The sequence below is a fragment of the Nocardioides halotolerans DSM 19273 genome (genome assembly GCF_000422805.1).
GTDB lineage: Bacteria > Actinomycetota > Actinomycetes > Propionibacteriales > Nocardioidaceae > Nocardioides > Nocardioides halotolerans.
Window position 1 is genome coordinate 202,617 of record NZ_AUGT01000012.1, and the last position, 23,245, is coordinate 225,861.

24 protein-coding genes are annotated in these 23,245 nt (G+C 72.6%); 16 read left to right on the forward strand and 8 right to left on the reverse strand.

Features of this window, described 5'->3' with window-relative positions; translation table 11 throughout:
• Positions 1-103: 103 nt before the first annotated feature.
• Entirely contained in the window at positions 104-2,353 is a 2,250-nt protein-coding gene (locus G514_RS0103875; RefSeq protein WP_342662555.1) for a S9 family peptidase, read from the reverse strand.
• Positions 2,354-3,574: 1,221 nt separating this feature from the next.
• On the opposite strand from G514_RS0103875, the gene G514_RS0103880 reads away from it, so the two are divergent.
• Together G514_RS0103880 and G514_RS0103885 are read left to right on the forward strand one after the other, a co-directional pair.
• Positions 3,575-4,177 (forward strand): 5-oxoprolinase subunit B family protein, encoded by a 603-nt coding sequence (locus G514_RS0103880; protein ID WP_211222025.1) that lies wholly within the window; start codon positions 3,575-3,577, stop codon positions 4,175-4,177.
• Positions 4,174-5,031, forward strand: coding sequence for a 5-oxoprolinase subunit C family protein (locus G514_RS0103885; protein ID WP_211222026.1), 858 nt, complete (start codon positions 4,174-4,176; stop codon positions 5,029-5,031). Before G514_RS0103880 ends, G514_RS0103885 begins: the two co-directional genes overlap by 4 nt.
• On the opposite strand, the gene G514_RS0103890 is transcribed toward G514_RS0103885, so the two are convergent.
• Positions 5,018-6,031, reverse strand: coding sequence for a GNAT family N-acetyltransferase (locus G514_RS0103890; protein ID WP_028650687.1), 1,014 nt, complete (start codon positions 6,029-6,031; stop codon positions 5,018-5,020). The genes G514_RS0103885 and G514_RS0103890 overlap by 14 nt on opposite strands.
• A gap of 112 nt (positions 6,032-6,143) precedes the next feature.
• Between G514_RS0103890 and G514_RS0103895 the strand changes: the two genes are divergently transcribed.
• Both G514_RS0103895 and G514_RS24745 read left to right on the forward strand, forming a co-directional pair.
• Positions 6,144-7,127: a hypothetical protein gene (locus tag G514_RS0103895; RefSeq protein ID WP_028650688.1), complete on the forward strand. Its 984-nt coding sequence runs from the start codon at positions 6,144-6,146 to the stop codon at positions 7,125-7,127.
• Entirely contained in the window at positions 7,124-7,654 is a 531-nt protein-coding gene (locus G514_RS24745) for a SigE family RNA polymerase sigma factor (RefSeq protein ID WP_036563482.1), read from the forward strand. Before G514_RS0103895 ends, G514_RS24745 begins: the two co-directional genes overlap by 4 nt.
• Here G514_RS24745 and G514_RS24750 read toward each other — a convergent pair.
• Complete coding sequence (locus G514_RS24750; RefSeq protein WP_036563484.1) at positions 7,584-8,906, reverse strand: DNA polymerase IV; 1,323 nt, start codon at positions 8,904-8,906, stop codon at positions 7,584-7,586. The two genes, G514_RS24745 and G514_RS24750, sit on opposite strands and share 71 nt — an antisense overlap.
• A gap of 163 nt (positions 8,907-9,069) precedes the next feature.
• Between G514_RS24750 and G514_RS0103910 the strand changes: the two genes are divergently transcribed.
• From G514_RS0103910 to G514_RS0103920, 3 genes are read left to right on the forward strand one after another with little or no spacing between them, the layout of a single operon-like run.
• Positions 9,070-10,002, forward strand: coding sequence for a DUF4192 domain-containing protein (locus G514_RS0103910; protein WP_084151757.1), 933 nt, complete (start codon positions 9,070-9,072; stop codon positions 10,000-10,002).
• Between the two features lie 40 nt (positions 10,003-10,042).
• Positions 10,043-11,209 carry a carboxylate-amine ligase gene (locus tag G514_RS24755; protein WP_084151758.1) on the forward strand — a complete coding sequence of 389 codons (1,167 nt, stop codon included), beginning with the start codon at positions 10,043-10,045 and terminating at the stop codon, positions 11,207-11,209.
• Positions 11,202-12,674: a glutamate-cysteine ligase family protein gene (locus G514_RS0103920; RefSeq protein WP_028650690.1), complete on the forward strand. Its 1,473-nt coding sequence runs from the start codon at positions 11,202-11,204 to the stop codon at positions 12,672-12,674. The genes G514_RS24755 and G514_RS0103920 overlap by 8 nt, the downstream gene beginning before the upstream one ends.
• Positions 12,675-12,679: 5 nt before the next feature.
• Here the strand turns inward: G514_RS0103920 and G514_RS0103925 are convergent, their stop codons facing one another.
• The gene (locus G514_RS0103925) at positions 12,680-13,102 is read right to left on the reverse strand and encodes a hypothetical protein (RefSeq protein WP_028650691.1); all 423 of its coding nucleotides are present in this window, start codon (positions 13,100-13,102) and stop codon (positions 12,680-12,682) included.
• Positions 13,103-13,223: 121 nt separating this feature from the next.
• On the opposite strand from G514_RS0103925, the gene G514_RS0103930 reads away from it, so the two are divergent.
• The 8 genes from G514_RS0103930 (at position 13,224) to G514_RS0103965 (ending at position 18,814) form a co-directional block, all read left to right on the forward strand.
• Positions 13,224-13,616, forward strand: coding sequence for a universal stress protein (locus G514_RS0103930; RefSeq protein ID WP_028650692.1), 393 nt, complete (start codon positions 13,224-13,226; stop codon positions 13,614-13,616).
• A 52-nt stretch (positions 13,617-13,668) separates the two neighbouring features.
• On the forward strand, positions 13,669-14,238 hold the full coding sequence (locus G514_RS0103935) for an HhH-GPD-type base excision DNA repair protein (RefSeq protein WP_028650693.1): 570 nt from the start codon (positions 13,669-13,671) through the stop codon (positions 14,236-14,238).
• Between the two features lies 1 nt (position 14,239).
• Entirely contained in the window at positions 14,240-14,689 is a 450-nt protein-coding gene (locus G514_RS28940; RefSeq protein WP_051246671.1) for a DUF6941 family protein, read from the forward strand.
• Between the two features lie 171 nt (positions 14,690-14,860).
• Entirely contained in the window at positions 14,861-16,381 is a 1,521-nt protein-coding gene (locus tag G514_RS0103945; RefSeq protein WP_028650694.1) for an RNA polymerase sigma factor, read from the forward strand.
• A 183-nt stretch (positions 16,382-16,564) separates the two neighbouring features.
• Positions 16,565-17,377 (forward strand): hypothetical protein, encoded by an 813-nt coding sequence (locus G514_RS0103950; protein ID WP_157544586.1) that lies wholly within the window; start codon positions 16,565-16,567, stop codon positions 17,375-17,377.
• Between the two features lie 132 nt (positions 17,378-17,509).
• Positions 17,510-17,878, forward strand: coding sequence for a hypothetical protein (locus G514_RS30115; protein WP_157544587.1), 369 nt, complete (start codon positions 17,510-17,512; stop codon positions 17,876-17,878).
• A 128-nt stretch (positions 17,879-18,006) separates the two neighbouring features.
• Positions 18,007-18,495 (forward strand): SRPBCC domain-containing protein, encoded by a 489-nt coding sequence (locus G514_RS0103960; protein WP_028650697.1) that lies wholly within the window; start codon positions 18,007-18,009, stop codon positions 18,493-18,495.
• Between the two features lies 1 nt (position 18,496).
• Positions 18,497-18,814 carry an ArsR/SmtB family transcription factor gene (locus G514_RS0103965; RefSeq protein WP_028650698.1) on the forward strand — a complete coding sequence of 106 codons (318 nt, stop codon included), beginning with the start codon at positions 18,497-18,499 and terminating at the stop codon, positions 18,812-18,814.
• 17 nt (positions 18,815-18,831) lie between these two features.
• On the opposite strand, the gene G514_RS0103970 is transcribed toward G514_RS0103965, so the two are convergent.
• The 4 genes from G514_RS0103970 to G514_RS0103985 all read right to left on the reverse strand — a co-directional run bounded on the left by G514_RS0103970 (position 18,832) and on the right by G514_RS0103985 (position 20,816).
• Positions 18,832-19,074, reverse strand: coding sequence for a hypothetical protein (locus G514_RS0103970; RefSeq protein WP_028650699.1), 243 nt, complete (start codon positions 19,072-19,074; stop codon positions 18,832-18,834).
• Positions 19,075-19,169: 95 nt separating this feature from the next.
• Positions 19,170-19,997: a DMT family transporter gene (locus G514_RS0103975; RefSeq protein WP_028650700.1), complete on the reverse strand. Its 828-nt coding sequence runs from the start codon at positions 19,995-19,997 to the stop codon at positions 19,170-19,172.
• A 24-nt stretch (positions 19,998-20,021) separates the two neighbouring features.
• Positions 20,022-20,498 (reverse strand): DUF456 domain-containing protein, encoded by a 477-nt coding sequence (locus tag G514_RS0103980; RefSeq protein ID WP_028650701.1) that lies wholly within the window; start codon positions 20,496-20,498, stop codon positions 20,022-20,024.
• A gap of 75 nt (positions 20,499-20,573) precedes the next feature.
• Positions 20,574-20,816 carry a DUF7455 domain-containing protein gene (locus G514_RS0103985; protein ID WP_028650702.1) on the reverse strand — a complete coding sequence of 81 codons (243 nt, stop codon included), beginning with the start codon at positions 20,814-20,816 and terminating at the stop codon, positions 20,574-20,576.
• 327 nt (positions 20,817-21,143) lie between these two features.
• On the opposite strand from G514_RS0103985, the gene G514_RS0103990 reads away from it, so the two are divergent.
• Positions 21,144-23,237 (forward strand): DNA gyrase/topoisomerase IV subunit B, encoded by a 2,094-nt coding sequence (locus G514_RS0103990; protein ID WP_028650703.1) that lies wholly within the window; start codon positions 21,144-21,146, stop codon positions 23,235-23,237.
• Positions 23,238-23,245 lie beyond the last annotated feature (8 nt).

Here is a 23,245-nt window from a genome sequence, read left to right on the forward strand (position 1 = left end):
CCCTTCGCCCTGACAGACGGACGAGCACCCCCGGTAGTTGCAGCGTGAGAGAACTCTCAGGGACTTCTCAGGGCCTGCCGCTCTGCTGCGGGTGTCGTCCCGGTCAGGGGTTCGGTGCGGCCGGGCCGCCGGATGGGGTCGGCGCGACGGCCGCGAGACCCATCCGGTCGAGCACCCACGCGAGTGTGAAGGCCCGCTCGTGCCAGGACTTGTACCTCCCCGAGACCCCGCCGTGCCCCGCCGACATCTCGGTGCGCAGGAGCACGTCGGCGCCGTTGACCGCGGTCGCGCGGAGCTTCGCGACCCACTTCGCGGGCTCGACGTAGAGCACCCGGGTGTCGTTGAGCGAGGTCTCAGCCAGGATCGGCGGGTAGGTGGTGGCGGTGACGTTGTCGTAGGGGGCGTAGGCCGCCATGTAGTCGTAGATCTCGGGGTCCGCCGCCGGGTCGCCCCACTCGTCGTACTCGGTCACCGTCAGCGGCAGCGAGGCGTCGAGCATCGTCGTGAGGTTGTCGACGAACGGCACCCCGGCCGCGATCCCGGCGAAGAGCTCGGGAGCCTGGTTGGCCACCGCCCCCACCAGCAGCCCGCCCGCACTGGCGCCCTCGGCGACCAGGGTCTCCGGCCTCGCCCAGCCAGTGTCGACCAGGTGCCGGGCGCAGGCGATGAAGTCGGAGAACGAGTGCTGCTTGCGCAGGAGCTTGCCGTCGTCGTACCACCGCCGGCCCATCTCGCCGCCGCCGCGCACGTGCGCGATCGCGAACGCCGCACCGCGGTCGAGCAGCGAGAGGCGGGCCACGGAGAAGTAGGGGTCCATCGAGAGCTCGTAGGCGCCGTAGCCGTAGAGCAGCGTCGGCACCGGACGCGTGCCGCCGCCGGAGTCCTCGCGGGCGCCGATGCGGACCACGATCGAGATCGGCACCCGCTCGCCGTCGTCCGCGGTGGCCCAGAGCCGGTGCTCCTCGTAGTCGGCGGGGTCGTAGCCCCCGAGCACCGGCGCCCGCCGCAGCAGGGTCAGCTCGCGGGTGCGGACGTCGTAGTCGTAGACCGACGACGGCACCGCCATGGTGGTGTAGCCGAGCCGCACCGTCGGCTGGTGGAAGCCCGGGTTGGAGCCCGACCCGACGCTGTAGACCTCATGGTCGAACCCGACGAGGTAGTCGTCCGAGACCGCCGGCGCGTCCGGCCCGGAGCCGAGCTCGAGGATGCGGAGCTGGGTCAGGCCCTGGCTGCGCTGGTGGACCACGAGGTGGCCGGCGAAGGCGTCGACGTCCTCCAGGCGTACGGCGGGGTCGTGCGGCAGCAGCGCGGCCCACTCCTCCGGCGGCGTCGGGGCGATCGGCGCGGTGCCGAGCTCGAAGTCGGGGCCGGTGTGGTTGTGCAGCACGAGGAAGACGTCCTGGCCGCCGACCACGGCGTGGTCGAGGGAGTACTCCAGGCCCTCGCGCCGCGGGCTGAAGACCTGGAAGCCGGCCTCGGGGTCCTGGCTGTCGAGGAAGCGGTACTCCGAGGTCACCTTCGAGCCCGCCGCGACGACGACGAACCGGTCGCTGCGACTGCGGCCCACGCCGACGAAGAACCGGCCGTCCTCCTCGTGGTGGACGAGCTCGTCGTCGGCCTGGGCGGTGCCGAGCGTGTGCCGCCAGACCTTGTCGGAGCGCCACGACTCGTCGACGGTCGTGTAGTAGAGGTGCTCGCCCGACGGGTCCCACGTCGCGCCTCCGATGACCCCGACGATCTCGTCGGGTCGGTGCTCGCGGGTGGCGAGGTCGAGCACGCGGATCGTGTAGCGCTCGTCGCCGACCACGTCGGTCGAGTAGGCGAGCAGGGTGCTGTCGGGGCTGATGCTCGACCCGCCGAGGGAGAAGAAGTCGTGGCCCTCCGCCAGCGCGTCGAGGTCGAGCAGCAGCTCCTCGCCCGGCAGCGCCGGCTGGTCGGGGGCGCAGTCCTCCGCGGGCCGGGGCGGTGACCAGTCGTCGGGGTCGGTCACCGGCACGCGGCAGCTGGCGCCGTACTCCCTGCCCTCGAAGGAGCGGCCGTAGTACCAGTGCCCTCGGTTGCGGGTGGGCACCGAGAGGTCGGTCTCGCGGGTGCGTGCCTTGATCTCGTCGAAGATCGCCGCGCGCAGGTCGGCCAGGTGGGCGGTCTGCTTCTGGGTGTAGGCGTTCTCCGCCTCGAGGTACGCCGTGACCTCGGCCGACCCCTTGTCGCGCAGCCACTCGTAGTCGTCGACCCGGGTGCGGTCATGGTGCTCGGAGGTGACCGGATGCCGTTCGGCGACCGGCGGCGTCGCCATCGCTCCCTGGGGCTCGGCGGTGGTCTCGTCGGCGGTCACGTCGGGGGTCTGCTGCACACCTCGGAACCTACTGCGCGCCCCCTTCCGGTCGCCTCGTCGGGGAGCCGAACTCGTCCACAACCGGTGGAATCTCCATGTGGAGAAGCAGGCAAATCTGTGGAGGTGACCCCCCGTCCTGTGGAGCAATCTGTGGGACCAGAAGAATGTCGAAGTTTCTTCGGAGAACCCCTTGCGCAGCTCTTCGGGCAGGGCATAGAACTCTCCCACCGATCCACCAGCGGGGAAGCCGCAAGGCAGAACCACCAGGTGATCGGGGATCAGGCAGAAGCGAAGATCCGCACCACGAGGCAACTCGCGGCGTCGGCCCGGTGACGGGGACGGCGGGGTCGGAGCGGCTGCCAGGTCGAGGGGGGCGTCACCCAGCCTCCTCGCTCGAGGGCCTCTTGGTGCTCATACCATCGAGAGGCCCTCACCCCTACTTCCGCCTCGATGCCGGCCCTGCCGGCGCCGGGGCGGGGACCGAGTCCCAGCCGGCTTGCCGGAGGGGGCGCGGGTCCCGAGTCGCCGACGGTTTCCGTGGGGGAGTCGGGAGCTCGTGACGCGGCCGGTTCTGCCGGACGCCGATCGAGACCCAGGCTGCAGCCGGTTCGCCGGAGGTGGCGTGGGGCTCCGGATCATCGAAGGCTTCGGCTGGAGGTGACCCGGTTCCGGACCACCACCGGCTTGCCGGCGGCTGGCTCGGAGACCCGGACAGCGACGAACGCTCCACACCGCGAGGCAACTCGCGGCGCCGGCCCGATGACGGGGCGGGCGGGAGCCAGAGGAGCTGACCGGACGAGGTGGGCGTCATCACCATCTCGACCCGAAGGCCTCTTGGTGCTCATACCACCAGGTGACCTTCACACCTCTGGTCGACCACCGGCTCTGCCGGTGGGCGACTGGGGCCGGACACGAGCGAAGACCCACACCGCGAGGCAACTCGCGGCGTCGGCCCGGTGACGGGGACGGCGGGGTCGGAGACCCGGTCCGGTCGAGGTGGGCGTCACCACTTCCGCCTCAAAGCCGAGGGCCCTCTTTGATGCTCATACCATCAAAGAGGGCCCTCACCTTTGGTGCGCCCGCACGTGTGCGAGCCATCGGTCGCGGCTCGCGCCGCGGTCCGGCGACCACTGTGGCGACCTGGCCGCGGGCGAAGCAAACCGAGACCCCCGGTTGTGGCCCATCTCTCGGCGAGCCCGGCGGTCCCGCCATCGGGCCCTTGCCCGCCACACTGGGTGCGTGGACGTCCTCGACCTGCGCGCCTTCGGGCCGGCCGCGGTCCTCGCGGAGGTCGCCGACAGCGCCGCGGCGCGCTCGCTCGCGGCGTACGCGCGTGCCGCCCGGGTCGACGCCGAGGAGGTCGTGCCGGGCGCCCGGACCGTCCTCTTCGACGGCGTGCGCGACGTCGACGGGCTCGCCCGCCGGCTGGCGGACTGGACGCCGGACGGCGGACCCGAGCGGGGGCCCTTGGTGGAGGTGCCGGTGGTCTACGACGGCGCGGACCTGCACGACGTCGCCGCACGGTGGGGGACCGACGTCGACGGCGTGGTCGCGCGGCACGGCGAGATCGAGTTCGTCTCGGCGTTCTGCGGCTTCGCACCGGGGTTCGCCTACCTGGCCGGACTGCCGGAGGAGCACGCCGTGCCCCGGCTGGACACCCCGCGCGGGCGCGTCCCGGCCGGCTCGGTCGGCCTGGCGGGGTCGTGGTGCGGCGTCTACCCGACCGCCTCGCCGGGTGGCTGGCGGCTGCTGGGCCGCACCGAGCTGACCCTCTGGGACCCCGCACGCTACGACCCGGCCCTCCTCGCACCCGGCACGCGCGTGAGGTTCGTGCCGGTGTGAGCGGTCTGCTCGCCGTCGAGAGCGCGGGCGCGCTGACCACGGTCCAGGACCGCGGGCGCGCGGGACTGGCGCACCTCGGCGTCCCCCGCGCGGGCCCGCTGGACCGGCCCGCCGCGACGCTCGCCAACCGGCTGGTGGGCAACGACCCGGCCGCCGCGCTCCTCGAGGTCACCTGGGGAGGCCTCGCGCTCACCTCCGACACCGGCGTCTGGATCGCCGTGACGGGCGCGCCGACTCCGGTCGAGGTGGCCGGTGCCGGCCGCGGGTCGGGTCGGGCCGAGTGGCTGCCCGCCGGCGGTCGCCTGCGACTCGGGACGCCGGTCACCGGCGTGCGCTCCTACGTCGCGGTCGCGGGCGGGATCGACGTCGAGCCGGTGCTCGGGTCACGGTCGACCGACACGCTCGCGTGGGTGGGCCCGCCCCGCGTCCAGGACGGCGCCCTGCTCCCCGTCGGCGCACCGCACGCGCCGCCCGCGCCGCTCGACACGCCCAGGCCGCCGCGGCCAGGCGCCCTGCGGGTCGTGCCCGGCCCGCGGGCGGACTGGTTCGCCGACGGGGCGCTCGACCGCCTGTGCGCCGCGTCGTACGTCGTGGGGGAGGAGTCGAACCGGGTCGGCCTCCGGCTCGACGGCGATCCGCCCGAGCGGGTGCGGGCCGAGGAGCTGCCGAGCGAGGGGATGGTCCTCGGCGCCGTGCAGGTGCCGCCGGGCGGGCAGCCGGTGGTGCTCCTCGCCGACCATCCGCCGACCGGCGGCTACCCGGTGCTCGCCGTCGTCCACCAGGACGACCTGTGGCAGTGCGCGCAGCTGCGGCCCGGGGACCCGGTGGGCTTCGCCCGGCTCAGAGGCGCTTGACGAACTCCGTCGAGACCTCGACCGGCTCGAACCCCATCTTCTCGTTGATGGAGACCATGTAGCCGTTGGTCTCGGCGTTCTGGGTCGTGACCAGCCGGAGGCCCGGGCGCGACGCTTGGGCGGCCCGCAGGTTGACCGCCTTGGTGGCGAGCCCGAGCGCGTGGCCCCGGTGCTCGCGGTGCACGAAGGTGCCCCACTGGAAGACGGTGGTGCTGTCGGAGTGCACGGGCACGGCGAGCGTCGACTGGGCCACGACCAGCCGCTCGGGCGTGAGCGCCAGCGTCTCGTAGCGCGCCCGGCCCATCGCCTTGATGGTGGCGACGTTCTCGGCGAAGCGCTCGGGGGTCATCGCCTCCTCCTCGAAGTCGACGGCGCCGGTGGGCGCGTCGACCGCGAGCTGGCCGAGGAGCACGCAGAGCGACTCCACGAGGTCCTCGGGCACGTCGTCGACGTACGTCTCGATCGTGTAGCCCTCGTGACGGGGTGCGGCCTCGTCGATCCAGCCCTGGATCCGGTCGTCGGGCACCGGCAGCTGCAGGTGGCGCACCACCTCGTAGTTCGACAGCTCGAAGCCGCACACCTCCGCGAACCTGCGGTAGCCGTGGGTCTCCCGCTCGTCGAAGGGCAGCTTGGTGTCGGTGAGCATCAGGGCGCGGCCGTCGGCCTTGACGACCTGCTCGATGCGCTCGAGCAGCGCGCGCCCCACACCCCGCCGGCGCTCGGGCACGTCGACGTCGACACCGAACCACGCCTTGTCGGTGTTGTCGAGCAGGAACGACCAGAGCATGGCGCAGCCCACCATCCGGTCGCCGTCGTAGGCCGCGAACAGCTGCTGGCGCTCGCCGCTGTCCTTGGACCGGAACGCGCCGATGAGCTCCTCGAAGGTCCAGAACGGCGCGTCCTCCCGCCCGAGCAGCTCGGCGCGGCGCGAGATGTCGTAGAGCTCGCGCATCACCGCGTCGTCCGCGAGGGCGGCGGCGTCCAGCTCGACAATGTCCACGAGCAACGACGGTAGGCCGTGGCGTGCCCCGCGTGCGACGGATTTACTGGTGATCGGGGCCGCACGACAACCGATCCGACGAACGCTCCGTACAGGTGTCATGACAGGTGGCATGAGAGACGGCGACGGCAACCTCCAGCTCGCGCAGCTGCTCGACAACAGCTTCGGGGCCGGCCCCGACAGCCTCCCCAGCCCCGCCGAGCGGCTCAGCGAGGGGCGCGCGGCGCTGCGCCGACGTCAGCGCGCGGGCCTGGTGGGCACGACCGTGGCGGTCGTCGCCGTCGTCGGCCTGGGCGCCGCGCTCTCCGGGGCGGTCGGTGGGCATGCGGACGTGGACGGCCAACCGCTGCCGCTCCTGACGAGCAGCCCGTCGGCGGCACTCTCCGGCACGCCGTCCGCCGAGCCCTCCGAGGGAGCCACGCTCACGACGTCGGAGCTGCAGGCCGCGCTGGAGCGGCTGAGCCAGAAGGCAGAACGCCAGGCGCACCGTGCCGAGCAGGCGTTCGTGTCCGAGGAGTTTCCCGCGTCGTTCTACATCGACGGCCGGGTCGTCGTGAAGGACGGCTGGCGGATCACGCGGCGGGTCGAGGAGCCGATGGGTTTCCGGCCACCCGAGGCGTCGCTCGGCGTGGTGGTCACCGACGGCGCGCGGACGCGCTGGATGCTGCTCACCCTCGAGAACCAGGTGGATGGCGACGGCAAGCCGAACGGCTCGCAGGGCCCGACCGCGGCCGCCGACGACCCGGGCAAGGGCTACAGCCGTTTCGAGGACTGGCTGGCCAGCATGGTCGAGCTCAACGGCGGTCCGCGCACCCCCGTCCTGCTCACGGTCGACGCCGCCGACGGGCTGCAGGCCGGTCCTGGTGCGGTGCTGGTGGAGACCCGGGCCGCGCCTCTCATCGACGGCTACACGACCGCCGGCGACCGGATGGTCGAGGTCCAGCGCGAGGGCCGCACGTGGTTCGTGCTCGTCCGCGGTCACGGGCGTGACGCCGACCTGCTCCCGGTCGACGCGGAGGTGCTCCCGGAGCCCACGTTCGCGGCGTTCCTCGACCACGTGCGCAGCCGGCTCGCCTCGGGAGAGGGGCTGCGGTGAGCCGAGGGCCGGACGAGCGGGACGCGGCGTACGTCGACTACGTCGCCGCCCGCCAGGCCCACCTGCGCCGGATCGCCTACGCGGTCTGCGGCGACTGGCACCGCGCCGACGACCTCCTCCAGACCGCGCTGACCAAGCTCTACCTGGCCTGGCCCCGGCTGCGCGCCGACGTCGAGCCCGATGCCTACGTGCGCCGCATCATCGTGCGCGCCCATATCGACGAGGGGCGGCGTCCATGGCGCCGCGAGCGGTCCGGCCTCGACGGGCACGACCGGGCCGTTTCCGGCGGCCTGCCCCTCGAGGAGCGCTCCGCCCTCTTCGGGGCGCTCCAGGGGCTGCCGGAGATGCAGCGCAAGACCGTGGTGCTGCGGCACTGGCTGGGCCTCAGCGTCGAGGAGACCGCGGCCGACCTGGGGATCACGGCCGGGACGGTCAAGAGCCACAGCTCGCGAGGACTCAGCTCTCTCCAGCAGGCGCTGGGGGAGACCACGGCCGCAGGGCGGGGTCGTCGACGGCGTAGGACCTGACCGGGCCGGGCGGCGTCTCCGCGGTCTCGAAGCGGACCGTCACCACGCCGCGGCCCGAGCCCCAGACCCAGCCCCTGCCCATCTCGTCGTGGACGACGTCCGTGCCGGGCGACCAGCCGGGGCGGTCGCGCGCCCGGGTGATCTCCGGCTCGGGGAGGTCGAGCTCGGGCTCCTCCTCGCTCTCGCCGAACAGGTCCTCCTGGATCCAGTCCGCCAGCCCGGAGACCCCGACGCCCAGGAGGCGCACCCCGCCGGAGGTGTCGAGGTCGGCGAGCAGACCGCGGGCGAGCCGCGCGACCGTGGCGCCGTTGTCGGTCGGCGACGCGAGCGTGGTGGAGCGGTTGAGCGTGGTGAAGTCGTGCAGGCGCACCTTGATCGTCACGGTGCGCCCCGAGAGGCCGTGCTTGCGCAGCCGGGCCGCCACGTCGTTGGCCTGCCGGGTCAGCAGGTGCTCCATCAGCGAGCGGTCGGTGAGGTCGGTGTCGTAGGTGCCCTCCGAGCTCACCGACTTGGTCTCCCGGTCGGGCTCGACGGGCCGGTCGTCGTCGGCCCGCGCCAGCGCGTGGAGGCCGGCGCCGTGCGCCTTGCCGACGAGCGAGACGAGCTCCTCGAGGCTGACCGACTCGAGGTCGGCGACGGTGTGGATGCCGACCCGGCGCAGCCGCTCCGCGGTCGCGGGGCCTACGCCCGGGATGACCGTGACGCTCATGGGGCGCAGCAGCTCCTGCTCCGTGCCGGGAGCCACGACGACCAGGCCGTCGGGCTTGTCGAGGTCGCTGGCCACCTTCGCGATGAACTTCGAGCTCCCGATCCCGACCGACGCGGTGAGCCCTTCGGTCGCCTCGGCGACCCGGGACCGCAGGTCCTCGGCGAACGCCGTCACGGTCGGGACCTCGAGGTCGTCGAGCCCCGCGGCAGCGAGGTCGACGAAGGCCTCGTCGAGGCTCAGCGGCTCGACGAGCGGCGACGCCGCCCGCAGCAGGCCCATCACGATCGCGCTGGCGTCGCGGTAGGCGTCGAACCGGCCGGACAGGAACGCCGCGTGCGGGCACCTCGACCGCGCCTCGCGCGTCGACATGGCGGAGCGGACGCCGTACTTGCGCGCCTCGTAGGACGCCGTCGCGACCACGCCACGCCCGCCCACGCCCCCGACGACGACGGGTTTGCCGCGCAGCGAGGGCTTGTCGCGCTGCTCCACGGCGGCGAAGAACGCGTCCAGATCCAGGTGGAGGACCGAGGCGTGGGCGCGCACGGCGGCAAGGTACCTCCCGGCGCGGACGTCACCACGCGGGTGAGCGGCCGCTGGTCCCGGAGACGTCCACCTCGCGTGCACAGCTCGCCCTCGCGAGAGGGTTGTCCCCAACCCGGCACGATCACTCGCCGGATCGTCGCCGCCGGCGGGCAGCGTCGTCGGCATGACAACTCCCGCGAGCCCGGCGCCCCGCGCCCCCACCTTCACCGCACGCACGCCCGAGGACGTCCTGGCCGTGGTGCCGGTCGTGCTTGGCTTCGAACCGCACGAGTCGGTGGTGATGCTCACCTTCGGCGGCGACGAGACCTTCCACGCCCGCGTCGACCTCCCTCCGCCCGAGCACGCCCACGAGGCCGTCGAGCAGCTCCTCGAGCCCGCCCTGCACCACCACGTCGCCCAGGTGGTCCTCGTGGTCTACGCCCGCCACGGGCCCTCCGCCCGCGCGGTGGTGCGGTGCCTGCGCGCCGCGTTCCGCGGGGCCGGCATCGAGGTGGTCGAGGTGCTGCGCGCTCATGGGGGCCGGTGGTTCGCGCCGGGCCGTCCCGGGGCGCCGGCGACAGGGGTTCCCTACGACGTCCGCGACCACCTCTTCCGCGCCCAGGCGGTCGCCGAGGGCATCGTCGTCCACGCGTCGCGCGCCGACCTCGAGGCCGGGCTGCGGTCCAGCCCCGAGGCCGCGGCCGAGGTGGCCCGGCTGGTCCGCCGGGCTCTCCCCAGCCCGCCCGGCGAGATCGCCGACCTCGTCGACACGCGGCTCGACGACGGCCGGTTCCGCGACGTCGAGCTGGCGCGGGTGCTGCTCGGCATGCTCGACGTCGGCGGCCGCGACGCGGCGTGGGCCGCCATCACGCGCGACGTCGCCACCGCGCACGTCCGGCTCTGGACCGACGCGGTCCAGCGCGCTCCCGACGACCTGGTCGCGGCGCCTGCCGCGGTGCTCGCCCTGGCCGCCTGGCTGGCCGGCCACGGCGCGCTGGCCTGGTGTGCCGTCGACCGCTGCCGGGCCGCCGACCCCGACAACACGCTGGCCGGCCTGGTGGCCGACGTGCTCATCCGCGCGGTCCCGCCGTCCGCGTGGTCCGGGGTCGCGTCGTGACGACCCGGCCGCCCCGCATGAGCGTGGGTACCACCCGCCCATGGACACCCGGACCCTCGGCGTCGAGGAGGAGCTGCTGGTCGTCGACCCGGAGACGCGGGCCGTGACCTCACGCGCGCCCGAGGTGCTCCGTGCCTACACCGACGCCCAGGCGCACCCCGACCCCGTCCCGCTGCTCGACCAGGAGCTGTTCCGCCACCAGCTCGAGACCCGCACCGACCCGGCGCGGGAGGTCGACGACGTGGTGGCGCAGGTCCTCGAGGGCCGACGGCGCGCCATCGGGGCCGCCGCCGCCCGTGACCTGGCCGTGGCCGCGTGCGCCACGATCCCGATGGGGCTCGATGACCCCGAGGTGACGGCCGACGACCGCTACCGCGACATGGTGCAGACCTACGGTGCCGTGGCCCGGCTCGGCACCACCTGCGGGATGCACGTGCACGTGGCCATCGAGTCCGACGAGGAGGGCGTGGCGTGCCTCGACCGCATCGCGCCCTGGCTGCCGGTGCTGCTCGCGGTGAGCACCAACTCGCCGTTCGCCGACGGCGCCGACACGGGCTACGCCTCGTGGCGGTCGCAGCAGTGGGCGACCTGGCCCAGCGCCGGGCCGACCGAGGCGTTCGGGTCCGTGGCCGGCTACCGCCGCGCCTGCGAGCGGATGCTGGCCAGTGGCGCGGCGCGTGACACCGGGATGCTCTACTTCGACGCCCGGCTCTCCGAGGGGCAGCCCACCCTCGAGGTGCGGGTCCTCGACGTGGTCACCGACCTGCACGACGTGGGGCTGCTGGCCGCGCTGGTGCGCGGCCTGGTCGAGACGGCGGCGCTCCAGGCGGCCGCCGGTGAGCCGCTGCCCGACTGGCGGTCGGAGGAGCTGCGCGCGGCGCGCTGGCGGGCGGCCCGCTACGGCCTCGCCGACGACCTGCTCGACCCGGCCGACCGCGAGCTGCGGCCGGCCCGCGACGTGCTGGGCTCGCTCGTCGACCTGGTCGGCGACCGGCTCGAGGCGGCCGGCGACCTCGGGCGGGTGACGCGGGGCGTGGAGCGCGTCCTCGGTGGCACCGGCGCGACCCGCCAGCGCGCTGCCCATGAGCGCACCGGCTCGATCGAGGGGGTGGTGGACGACGTGCTGGCCCGCACCAAGGAGGCGCCGACGACGTCGGACGCCCTCCCCACGGAGGCGACCGAGCCCCTAAGGTCCCGTCATGGGTGAAGAGGTGGAGGCGCAGGAGTTCTCCCGGGCCGACCGGACGCGCTACCGCGAGAAGGTCAGACGCTGCCTCGACGTGTTCGCACGCATGCTGCGCGAGGCGCGGTTCGACACCGACGACCCCATGACCGGCCTCGAGGTCGAGCTCAACCTGGTCGACGAGCGGGGCGACCCGGCCCTGAAGAACACCGAGGCGCTCGCGGCGATCGCCGACCCGGCGTTCCAGACCGAGCTCGGCCTGTTCAACATCGAGATCAACGTGCCGCCGGTCAAGCTGCGCGAGGGCGGGCTGGAGACCTTCGAGGAGCTCCTGCGCCGCGACCTCAACGGCGCCGAGGAGAAGTCCGCGCAGGTCGGCGCCCACATGGTGATGATCGGCATCCTCCCGACGCTCGGCCCCGACCACATGACCGCGGCGAGCATCAGCCCCAACCCGCGCTACAAGCTGCTCGGCGAGCAGATCCTCAACGCCCGGGGCGAGGACATCTCGATCCAGATCGCCGGCATCGGCAACGTCGACCGGCTCGAGACGACGACCGACTCGATCGTGCCGGAGGCGGCGTGCACCAGCACGCAGTTCCACGTGCAGACCTCGCCCGACAGCTTCGCCGAGTACTGGAACGCCTCCCAGGCGATGTGCGCCATCCAGCTGGCAGTGGGCGCGAACTCGCCGTACCTCCTCGGCCACGAGCTGTGGCGCGAGACCCGCATCCCGCTGTTCGAGCAGTCCACCGACACCCGGGCCGAGGAGCTCAAGGCGCAGGGCGTGCGGCCGAGGGTGTGGTTCGGCGAGCGCTGGGTCACGTCCGTGTTCGACCTGTTCGAGGAGAACGTCCGCTACTTCCCGGCCCTGCTGCCGATCACCGACGACGAGGACCCGCTCGCGGTGCTCGAGGAGGGCGGGGTGCCGCAGCTCTCCGAGCTCCGGCTGCACAACGGGACGATCTACCGCTGGAACCGCCCGGTCTACGACATCGCCGGGGGAGTGCCGCACCTGCGGGTCGAGAACCGCGTGCTCGCGGCCGGCCCCACGATCGTCGACACGGTCGCCAACGCCGCGTTCTACTTCGGGCTGGTGCGGTCGCTGGCCGAGAGCGAGCGGCCCCTGTGGTCGCAGATGTCGTTCAGCGCGGCGGAGGAGAACTTCCACGTCGCCGCCCAGCACGGCATCGAGGCCCAGGTCTACTGGCCCGGCATCGGCCAGGTGTCTGCCACCGAGCTGACCCTGCGCCGGCTCCTGCCGATGGCGCGCGAGGGCCTGGCGGAGTGGGGCGTCGACAGCGCCACCAGCGAGCGGCTGCTCGGCATCATCGAGCAGCGCTGCCTGCTCGGCACCAACGGCGCCGAGTGGTTCGTCCGGCGGATGGGGCAGCGCTCCGACATGGAGCGCTTCGACGCCCTGCGCGCGACGCTGCTGGAGTACCGCGAGCGGATGCACACCAACGAGCCGGTCCACACCTGGGACTGACCCGCCTAGCGGCTCCGGGGCCGCACCCGCGCCCAGGTGCGGGCCAGCCCGCTGCGCGGGTCGCGCCAGCCGTGCCGGTCGACGACCACGAACGTCAACGCCGCGCCGGCCTCGTCGTATGCCGCGCGGGCGGCCGCGAGCCAGCGGACGTCGACGTCCTGCAGGTCCGGCCCGCCGCAGCGGGTGAGCCAGACGAGGTCGTCGTGCGCGCCGGCGCGCGCCCGGAGCGCGGCCACGAGGTCGGTGCGCAGGCTGTGGTCGGCGGGCTCGCACGACGCCGCGTCCAGCGACGCGACGCCTCCGCCCGGGGTGCCGACGTGCAGCACGGGTGGGAACACCCGGCGCCTCTCCCGCGTGACGTGGTCGACGACCGCGCACCTCAGGAGCGCGTCGGTGCGCGCCGGCAGCGGTGCGCTCAGGCCCTCCATCCCTGAGACCTCCCCGCAACTCCCGCGACCGACGCAGGCTCTCCACAGGCCGCTCGGGCGGGCACCCGGTAGCGTGCCAGGGGTTGCTCGTGGGTACCCGGACGCGCAGGAGGAAGTTGCCATGCCGACTGTCGTACTGGGGTACGTGCCCAAGCCCGAGGGCGAGGCAGCGCTCGCCGCCTCGATCTCCGAGGCCACGCTGCGTGGCGCCGACCTGGTCGTCGTCAACGCCCACCGAGCCCACCATGGGGAATCCGAGGACGGTGCCGCGGCGGAGCTCGACGGGGTCCGGTCCCGCGTCGAGTCGGCGGGCGTCACGGTCGACGTGCGCCAGCCCGAGACCGGCCTGGAGGCGTCCGAGAACCTCCTCGCCATCGCCGAGGAGGTCGGCGCCGAGCTGATCGTCATCGGCCTGCGGCGGCGTACACCGGTCGGCAAGCTGATCCTCGGCAGCAACGCCCAGCGCATCCTGCTCGACGCGTCCTGCCCCGTCCTCGCGGTCAAGTCGGACTGAGGGCTCGACCGGCCGATGAGTCGGCGACCCCCGATGGGTCAAGATGGCCACCATGGCCATCCACATCACCGGCGACGCCGAGGCGGACCGCGTCCTCGACGACAGCCCGTTCGCGCTGCTGGTCGGGATGATGCTCGACCAGCAGTACCCGATGGAGCACGCGTTCCGGGGACCGCACAAGGTGCTCACCCGCTTCGGCTCCATCGAGCCGGGCGCGATCGCGGCGGCCGACCCCGACGAGTTCGCGACGCTGTGCACGACGCCGCCGGCGATCCACCGCTACGGCGGGTCGATGGCGGCGCGGCTCCAGGCGCTGGCGGCCCTGGTCGAGAGCGACTACGGCGGCGACGCCGCGCGCATCTGGACCGAGGCCACCAGCGGACAGGACCTGATGGAGCGCGTGCAGGCGCTGCCGGGCTTCGGCAAGCAGAAGGCGCAGATCTTCGTGGCGCTGCTGGCCAAGCAGCTCGGCGTGCGCCCCGAGGGCTGGGAGGCGGCGGTCGGCGCGTACGCCGAGGACGGATACCGCTCGGTGGCCGACGTGACCGACCCCGAGTCGCTGCAGAAGGTCCGCGACTTCAAGAAGGCCGCGAAGGCCGAGGCCAAGGCGCAGGCGGGCTGACGTGCGCGCCACCCTGCTCCTCGCCGACTACGCCGTGGTCGCCGACGGCAAGCTCTACGTCAGCGGCGGCGGCTGGAGCGTCACGAGCGCCGGTGCGCCCTCGGCGATCGCGATCAAGCTCGACGTCCCGTGGGACCGCGCCAACGCCAAGCTGCACCTGCGGCTGCGTCTGATCGGGCAGGACGGCGAGCCGGTCGTCGTGCCGGGAGCCGACGGACCGCAGCCGGTCGAGATCAACGGCGACGTCGAGGTGGGCCGGCCGACCGGCGTGGTGCCGGGCGCCGACCTCGACTTCCCGCTGGCCTTCCAGATCGGGCCGCTCCCGCTCCAGCCGGGGCAGCGCTACGAGTGGGTGCTCGACATCGACGGCGACACCCAGCGCGACTGGCACCTCACCTTCAGCACCCGTGCGGCACCGCCGGCGACCACGACGTACGTCGTCGATCCCTGACGGATCACGGGCCGCGGCGACACGCTCGTCCGCGTGCGGTGCCGATGCGGGAACCCCTTGGCCCGCGTGGCAGAATGAACAACGCGGCTCTTGACGACAGCGGGTCGTGCCGCGCCCAAAGCCCGATCCTCGGCCCCGCCCAGCGTGTGCCACCAGTCACCGATTGAAGAGGTGTTCGTGTCTTCCTCGAACGCGCGCAAGGTCCCTGAGCACGTGCTCACCCACCCCGCCATCGTCGAGCTGGTCGGCAAGGGTGCCGGGGGGAGCATCAGCCCCGAGGACGTACGCCGGGCCAGCGAGGACGCCCAAGTCGAGCCCCGCCACCTCAAGGGGCTGCTCGAGCACCTGAGCGCGCTCGGTGTCTCGGTCCACATCGACGTGACCGGCGCCCGCGTGGCTGCAGCGACGACGACGAAGAAGACCGCCACCGCGGCCACGAAGAAGGCCGCCGCCAAGGCCCCGGCCACCAAGCAGGCGGCGCCCAACGGCGCCAAGAGCACCGCCGCGAAGAAGGCCGCTCCCGCCAAGAAGGCGGCCCCGGCCAAGAAGGCGGCCGGCAAGGATGAGGAGGCCGCCGACGGCGCGGTCGTCGAGCCCGCGGCCGAGGTCGTGATCGGTCCCGACGGCAAGAAGGTCCTGCCCGACCTCCCCGACGAGCAGTTCGAGAAGGACGTCAAGGCCGACCCCTCCATCGAGGAGGACGAGAAGGAGGCCTCGGCGACGTTCGTCGTCTCCGACGCCGACGACACCGGCGAGCCCGAGCAGCAGGTCATGGTCGCCGGCGCGACCGCCGACCCGGTCAAGGACTACCTCAAGCAGATCGGCAAGGTGCCCCTCCTCAACGCCGAGATGGAGGTCGAGCTCGCCAAGCGGATCGAGGCCGGCCTGTTCTCGGAGGAGAAGCTGGCCAAGGGCGGCAAGATCGCGGCCAAGCTGCTCGAGGAGCTCGAGTGGATCGCCGAGGACGGGCGCCGCGCCAAGAACCACCTGCTCGAGGCCAACCTGCGCCTCGTCGTCTCGCTGGCCAAGCGCTACACCGGTCGCGGCATGCTCTTCCTCGACCTGATCCAGGAGGGCAACCTCGGTCTGATCCGCGCGGTCGAGAAGTTCGACTACACCAAGGGCTACAAGTTCTCGACCTACGCCACCTGGTGGATCCGTCAGGCGATCACCCGCGCCATGGCCGACCAGGCCCGCACCATCCGCATCCCGGTGCACATGGTCGAGGTCATCAACAAGCTCGCCCGGGTCCAGCGCCAGATGCTCCAGGACCTCGGCCGCGAGCCGACCCCGGAGGAGCTCGCCAAGGAGCTCGACATGACCCCCGAGAAGGTCATCGAGGTCCAGAAGTACGGCCGCGAGCCCATCTCGCTGCACACCCCGCTCGGCGAGGACGGCGACTCCGAGTTCGGCGACCTGATCGAGGACTCCGAGGCGATCGTCCCGGCCGACGCCGTCAGCTTCACGCTCCTCCAGGAGCAGCTCCACGCCGTGCTCGACACGCTCTCCGAGCGCGAGGCCGGCGTCGTCAGCATGCGCTTCGGCCTCACCGACGGCCAGCCCAAGACCCTCGACGAGATCGGCAAGGTCTACGGCGTGACCCGCGAGCGGATCCGCCAGATCGAGTCGAAGACGATGTCCAAGCTGCGCCACCCGAGCCGCTCGCAGGTCCTGCGCGATTACCTCGACTGAGACACCCGACTGAGCGGACCGCGCCGGGCGACCGGGGCGGCCCGCTTCGTCGTCTGGCGTCACCCGGACCAGTTGGTGGGACGGCGTGTTCCTGCGGTCGAGCGCACGACGTCTCCGCTTAGCATGTCGTCCCACACGGCCGCGGAGGGCGGCCTCGGGGGATCTGAGAAGCGGGGAACAGGCGTGAAGACACGTGTCGTGCAGCTGGTGGCGGTGCTGGTGGCGGTCCTGATGGTGCTGCTGGGGGCGGCCGCGGTGCCGGCCGGGGCCGCTGACCGGGCCCCGACCCAGAAGAAGGCCGGCAAGGTCAAGCTCCAGCTGGTCGGCGCCCCCGGCGTCGTCAGCGGCACGACGCTCACCTTCGTCGGCTCCGCGTCGAAGAAGACCAAGCGCAAGACGGCCACGCTCCTGCGCCGGGTCAACGACGGCGCCTGGGTCGGCGTCGGACGGGCCAAGGTCGGCGGCGACGGGACCTTCGCGATCTCGGGCATCGCCACCGCGAACGGCGCCAACACCTGGCGGGTCACGATCAAGACCAAGAAGAGGAAGTACGTCTCGAACGTCGTCAAGTCCGACGTCTACCAGTGGTACGAGCTGAACGACGACAACGACGTGGATGAGACGTCGTACGTCTACTCCGGCCGGGCCGACATCGGCTCGCAGACGTTCCCTTCCGCGATGTACGCCGACGACATGGACACCGGCGACTCCGAGCGCTGGACCGAGTGGAACCTCAGCTACAAGTGCGTCACCGTGAGCTTCTACTACGGCATGGACAACGGCTCCAGCTCCGGGACGGTGGGCCGGTTCAGCTATGCCCTCGACGGCACCCGGACGGCCATCGGCGACAGGGGGCTCGGCGAGGCGGCGCCGTACCAGATCCCGGTCTCCGGGCGGCTGCGGATCCGGCTGAACTTCCTGCTGATCGCCGGCGCCGGCTACGGCTCGCCCACCTACGCCCAGCCCCAGGCGCTCTGCCTCTCCAGCCCCTTCTGAGGGCAAGGAGCAGCGGGGCGGGGTAGCGATCCTCTGGCCGCACTGGTCCAGAGGGGTACGAGGAGCCGTAACGCTGGGGACGGCCGGTGACAGGAAGGGAGCGCACCCCCGCCACCGGACCAAGGAGCTCGCATGAGGTTCACCCGTACGTTCGCAGCCGCCGCCGTCACGACAGCACTCGTGGTGGGAGGCGCACCGGTTGCCCACGCCGACAAGCCCGGCGCGGAGCCCTGCGCCAAGGAGCAGGCGCAGGTGACCCGCGCCGAGCAGGCGCTGGCCCACGTCACGGCCGTCTTCGAGCACCAGAAGACCAAGGTCGAGCGGCTGCAGGAGGCGCTGGCCGCGGCCACCACCCCCGAGGAGCAGGCCCGCCTCCAGGCCAGGCTCGACAAGGCGCTCGCGAAGAAGCAGCACGAGAAGAAGGCGAAGAAGGCGCAGCTCCAGCGCCTCGCCAAGGCCCAGGCCCGCCTGGCCGACTGCCAGGCGGCGCCGGCCGCCTGACCACGACCGGGCGCCCTCCACTGCCCCGGGGGGCGCCCGCGTCGTCGTTCCCTGGACGCAACCGACAGGTTGCATCTGTCCGTCGGATATGCAACTCTGGCATTGCACATCGACCAGAGGAGCGGAGCATGACCCAGACCGACGGGCAGACCGACGGGCAGACCGACGGGCAGCTCGACGCGGAGCTCGACCGCATCGAGCGGAGCATCGACATCGACGCCAGCGCCGAGAAGGTCTGGTCGCTGATCACCCGGCCCGGCTGGTGGATCAACGACGGTGACATCGAGCCCGACACCGAGACGCGCCGGGAGGGCGACTACGACGTCGTCGTGCACCCCAAGCACGGCACGTTCAGGTTCGCGACGCTCGAGCGCGACGAGCCCCGCCACCTCACCTACCACTGGGTCGACAACGTCGCGCCCGAGGCCGGTACGACGGTGGCGTTCTGGATCGAGGACCGCCCGGGCGGGGTGACGCTGCGCGTCGTCGAGAGCGGCTTCAGCACGCTGAAGAAGGACCGCGCCGCGATCGACAACCAGATCAAGGAGAACACCCACGGCTGGCAGGTCGAGCTCGAGGCGGCGAGGCGCTTCGTGCAGGGAGACGGGGGAGCCTGACGTGCCGGCCGCAACCCTGACCCCGGTGTTCGCCGCGCTCGGCGACGACACCCGCTGGGCGATCCTGGCCCGGCTGGGTGAGGCGCCGGCCTCCGCCTCGGCGCTGGCCCGTGAGTTCCCGATCAGCAGGCAGGCCATCGTCAAGCACCTCGACCTGTTGAGCTCGGCCGGCCTGGTCGAGTCCGAGCGGGTCGGGCGCGAGCTGGTCCATCGTGCGCTGGGCGGCCGCCTCAGCGACGTCGCGCGCGAGCTCGAGCGGATCGGCAGGCAGTGGGACAGCAGGCTGGCGCGGATCAAGCGCCTGGCCGAGGAGTTCTGAAGCCCCGGGCCGGGCCGCTAGACGCCGGGCTCGGCCAGGGCCTCGAGCAGCCGCAGCTCGTCGCGCAGCCGGTAGGGGACCGGTGCACCGTCGGCCCGGAGCGCGTGCTCGTAGGCGCGCAGTGCCTGCGCCAGGCGATCCTGGGCGGCGCCGAGGTCGAGGCGTACGACGGGCATCCGCCGCCGCTGCCGGTGCAGCGCGCCGCGGGCGGCCACGACCTCGGTGAGCAGGTGCCGCAACGAGCCGGCCGTGGTCTCCATGCTCGACGCCCTTCTGCCCACGCGCGGGCCGGGTGGCCGACGGTGTCCGGGCACCTTACCCCAGCCCGACGGCGCCGGACCGGGCCGAACCCGCCTCAGCCGGCGGCCACGAGCGCGACCGCGACGGCGCACAGCACGAGGCCGACGCCCTGCGTTCGTTGCACCCGCTCGCGGAGGACGAGGGCGGCGAGCATCACGGTGAACGCGGGGTAGAGCGAGACGACCACCGACGCCACGGTGAGGTTCCCGCCCCGGGTCGCGACCATGAACAGCCACGTGGCGAGGGCCGCCAGCGCGCCGCTCACCAGGCCCAGCGAGGCGCGGGGGTCACGGGGCAGCCACGCCTGCCGCAGCACGAGGGCCACCGCCACGATGACCACGCCGCCCGCGGCCTGGTTGAGCGCGAGCGGCAGCAGTCCGGCGTCCTCGGAGACCCGCGAGAGCGCCACGAAGAGCGTGCCGAACCCCAGGCCGGCTAGCACGCCGTCGACCACGCCCGCCGACCCGGCCGCGGCCGCGGACGACTCGCGGGCGACGAACCAGATCGCCGGGAACGCCAGCGCGATCCCGATCCAGACGACCGGCCCCGGTCGCTCGCCGATCAGGACCCCGGTCACCACGGGCAGCAGCGCGGCGCCCACCCCGGAGACCGGCGCCACCACGCCCATGCGCCCGGTGGACAGGCCGCGGTAGAGGAACGCCGTCCCGAACCCGTTGCCGACGCCGGCCAGCAGCGCCCACGCCAGGTCCGCCCCGGACGGGCGCGCGTCGGAGGGGAGGGCGATCGCCAGCGTGGCGACCACCCCGCCGAGCTGGGCCGCCAGGGCCACCGTCCAGGCGCTCACCCGCTTCGACACCCAGCCGCCGTTGAAGTCCGACAGGCCGTACGACGCGGCGGCCAGCAGCGACAGCAGCACCGTCATGTCAGCACCGTCATGTCAGCACCGTCATGTCAGCACCACCCCGGCCACCCAGACCGCCGTCGCGAGCACGCCGGCGACGAGCTCGATGAGGATGCTGAGGCCGACGGCCCTCAGCGCGTGCTTGGTCGAGGGCCAGGCCGCCGCCGCGCCGAGCCGGTGGTGCTCCGCGAGGTAGACGCCGAGCACGAAGCCGATGAACAGGCCGATCACCGGGACGACGAAGAACCCGACGACCCCGAGCGCGGCGCCGATCCACTGGGTCGAGGCAGGGATGCCGGCGTCCTTGAGCCGCCGGTTGGGGACGAGGACCTTGATGATCCCGCCCGCGACCAGCACCGTTGCGGCGACCCCGAAGACCACCCAGGCGGTCGTGCCACCGACGTCCCAGGCCCAGACCAGCACCGCTGCCAGGACCAGCACCGAGCCGGGGAGGATCGGGACCAGGATCCCGACCAGGCCGACCGCGATGGCCAGCGCCACGAGCACCTCGACGCCGGACACGGGACGACCCTTTCACACAGCAGAAGGCCCCGGATCCGTGGGATCCGGGGCCTTCGAAGTCGGTGTTCGGCGGAGTCAGCCCTGGCCGTCGGCCCCGGAGCCGGCGGTGGTGGGGTTGCGGTCGGTCAGCCTGTCGGTCTCGTCGACGACGGTGGCGGCGATCTGCTTGAGCTTGTCACCGTGCTCGCGGGCGTGGTGGGCGCAGAACAGGAGCTCACCGCCCGACTGGAGCTCCACACGGAGGTAGGCCTGGGCCCCGCACCGGTCGCAGCGGTCTGCTGCGGTGAGTCGCGAGCTTGGTGCGACTGCAGTGTTCACGACGGCCTCATTTCTTCATCTGGTGTCGTGGGTGCAACGTAGACGGGGTCCCCAAAGATTCCCCGGCGGTGCCTCCCCTGACATCCCAATCCAACCACGGACGGTGTTCCCACCCACGCGGCGTCCCACTCCTGGACCAGTGTGTGGCCTCGGTGACACTCGTGTGGTGTGAACGGTGAAGCCGGTGCATCTGTGACGGCTTTCCAACGGTGGTGCGGTGTTGCGGGTGGTGCGTCCCTCATCACGCTAGACCCGAGCAGATGGCAGGCGTGCCTCCGTGGAGCCTCGGCGTGTCGTGGGTAGATTCGTCACCGACAGGTACCCCGGATGGGGCGCCGACACCGCACGACCGAGGAGCACCCGATCGACACTGCCTACAACGCCGCGCACCTCCTGGTTCTCGAGGGCCTGGAGGCCGTCCGCAAGCGGCCCGGCATGTACATCGGCTCCACCGACACCCGCGGCCTCATGCACTGCCTCTGGGAGATCATCGACAACGGCGTCGACGAGGCGCTCGCCGGCGCCGCCCGCCACGTCGAGGTGACCCTCCATCCCGACGACTCCGTCGAGGTCCACGACGACGGCCGCGGCATCCCCACCGACAAGGAACCCCGCACCGGCCTGCCCGGCGTCGAGGTGGTCGCCACCAAGCTCCACGCGGGCGGCAAGTTCGGCGGCGGCTCCTACGTCGCCACGGGCGGTCTCCACGGCGTCGGCCTGTCGGTCGTCAACGCGCTCTCGGCCCGGATGGACATCGACGTCGAGCGCCCGCCGTCGCAGCAGGGCCTCTCGTTCAAGCACGGCGTCCCCGGCATCTTCGACGGCGAGGGCCCCCGCGCGGCGTTCAGCCCGAAGTCGGGGCTGACCCGCAAGGGCGGTCGCGTCGCCAAGAACCGCTCCGGCACCCGCATCCGCTTCTGGCCCGACCGGCAGATCTTCACCAAGGACGCCACCTTCGAGTTCGACGGGCTGCTCGGGCGCGCCCAGCAGACGGCGTTCATCGTGCCGGGCCTCGAGCTCGTCATCCGCGACCTGCGCGGGCCGGACATGCGCGAGGAGAAGTTCCGCCACGAGGGCGGCATCGCGGAGTTCGCCGACTTCCTCGCCCACGACGAGCCCGTCACCGACATCCTGCGGCTGCAGGGCAAGGACACCTTCACCGAGACCGTCCCGGTGCTCGACGAGAAGGGCCACATGACGCCGCAGGAGGTCGAGCGCGAGCTCGACGTCGACATCGCGGTGCGCTGGGGCACCGGCTACGACGCCGAGCTGCGGTCCTTCGTCAACGTCATCGCCACGCCCAAGGGCGGCACCCACGTCAACGGCTTCGAGCGCGGCGTGACCGACACGTTCAACGACGCGATGCGCGGCGCGCGCGTGCTGAAGGCCAACGACGACAAGGTGATCAAGGACGACGTCCTCGAGGGCCTGACCGCCGTCGTGACCGTCCGGCTGGCCGAGCCCCAGTTCGAGGGCCAGACCAAGGAGATCCTCGGCACCCCCCAGGTGCAGGCCGCGGTCAAGAAGGTCGTCTCGCGCGAGCTCAAGAAGTTCCTCACCTCGACCAAGCGCGCCGAGAAGGCGCAGGCCAAGCTGGTCATGGAGAAGGTCGCCGGCGCGGCCAAGACCCGCGTCGCGGCCCGCCAGCACCGCGAGACCCAGCGGCGCAAGAACGCCCTCGAGTCCTCGGCGCTGCCGGCCAAGCTCGCCGACTGCCGCGCGACCGACGAGCGCAGCGAGCTGTTCATCGTCGAGGGTGACTCGGCGCTCGGCACCGCCAAGCTGGCGCGCAACTCCGAGTTCCAGGCGCTGCTGCCGATCCGCGGCAAGATCCTCAACGTCCAGAAGGCGTCGGTCGGCGACATGCTCAAGAACGCCGAGTGCGGCTCGATCATCCAGGTGGTCGGCGCGGGCTCGGGTCGCACCTTCGACCTCGAGTCGGCTCGCTACCAGAAGATCATCTTCATGGCCGACGCCGACTCCGACGGCGCGCACATCCGCTGCCTGCTGGCCACGCTGTTCTTCAAGTACATGCCCGAGCTCGTCCAGGAGGGCCGGGTCTTCACCGCCGTGCCGCCGCTGCACCGCATCGAGATCTCCAACTCCAAGAAGGGGATGGACAAGTACGTCTACACCTACTCCGACGACGAGCTGCAACGGAAGCTCGCCGAGCTGTCCAAGAAGGGCGTCTCGTGGAAGGAGCCGGTGCAGCGCTACAAGGGCCTCGGCGAGATGGACGCCGACCAGCTGGCCGAGACGACCATGGACCCCCGCCGCCGCACCCTGCGCCGTCTCACCGTCGACGACGCGGAGGCCTCGGCCCAGGTCTTCGAGCTGCTGATGGGCTCCGACGTCGCCCCGCGCAAGGAGTTCCTCGTGCAGGGCGCCTACGAGATCGACGCGGCGACGCTCGACGCCTGACCGCCTCG

What these genes read in the sequence shown, in the direction of transcription:
- G514_RS0103895 (WP_028650688.1), top strand. Translation starts at nt 6,144, where the DNA reads ATGAGAGACGGCGACGGCAACCTCCAGCTCGCGCAGCTGCTCGACAAC.
- G514_RS0103910 (WP_084151757.1), top strand. Translation starts at nt 9,070, where the DNA reads ATGACAACTCCCGCGAGCCCGGCGCCCCGCGCCCCCACCTTCACCGCA.
- G514_RS24755 (WP_084151758.1), top strand. Translation starts at nt 10,043, where the DNA reads ATGGACACCCGGACCCTCGGCGTCGAGGAGGAGCTGCTGGTCGTCGAC.
- G514_RS0103920 (WP_028650690.1), top strand. Translation starts at nt 11,202, where the DNA reads ATGGGTGAAGAGGTGGAGGCGCAGGAGTTCTCCCGGGCCGACCGGACG.
- G514_RS0103925 (WP_028650691.1), bottom strand. Translation starts at nt 13,102, where the DNA reads ATGGAGGGCCTGAGCGCACCGCTGCCGGCGCGCACCGACGCGCTCCTG.
- G514_RS0103930 (WP_028650692.1), top strand. Translation starts at nt 13,224, where the DNA reads ATGCCGACTGTCGTACTGGGGTACGTGCCCAAGCCCGAGGGCGAGGCA.
- G514_RS0103935 (WP_028650693.1), top strand. Translation starts at nt 13,669, where the DNA reads ATGGCCATCCACATCACCGGCGACGCCGAGGCGGACCGCGTCCTCGAC.
- G514_RS30115 (WP_157544587.1), top strand. Translation starts at nt 17,510, where the DNA reads ATGAGGTTCACCCGTACGTTCGCAGCCGCCGCCGTCACGACAGCACTC.
- G514_RS0103960 (WP_028650697.1), top strand. Translation starts at nt 18,007, where the DNA reads ATGACCCAGACCGACGGGCAGACCGACGGGCAGACCGACGGGCAGCTC.
- G514_RS0103970 (WP_028650699.1), bottom strand. Translation starts at nt 19,074, where the DNA reads ATGGAGACCACGGCCGGCTCGTTGCGGCACCTGCTCACCGAGGTCGTG.
- G514_RS0103975 (WP_028650700.1), bottom strand. Translation starts at nt 19,997, where the DNA reads ATGACGGTGCTGCTGTCGCTGCTGGCCGCCGCGTCGTACGGCCTGTCG.
- G514_RS0103990 (WP_028650703.1), top strand. Translation starts at nt 21,144, where the DNA reads ATGGGGCGCCGACACCGCACGACCGAGGAGCACCCGATCGACACTGCC.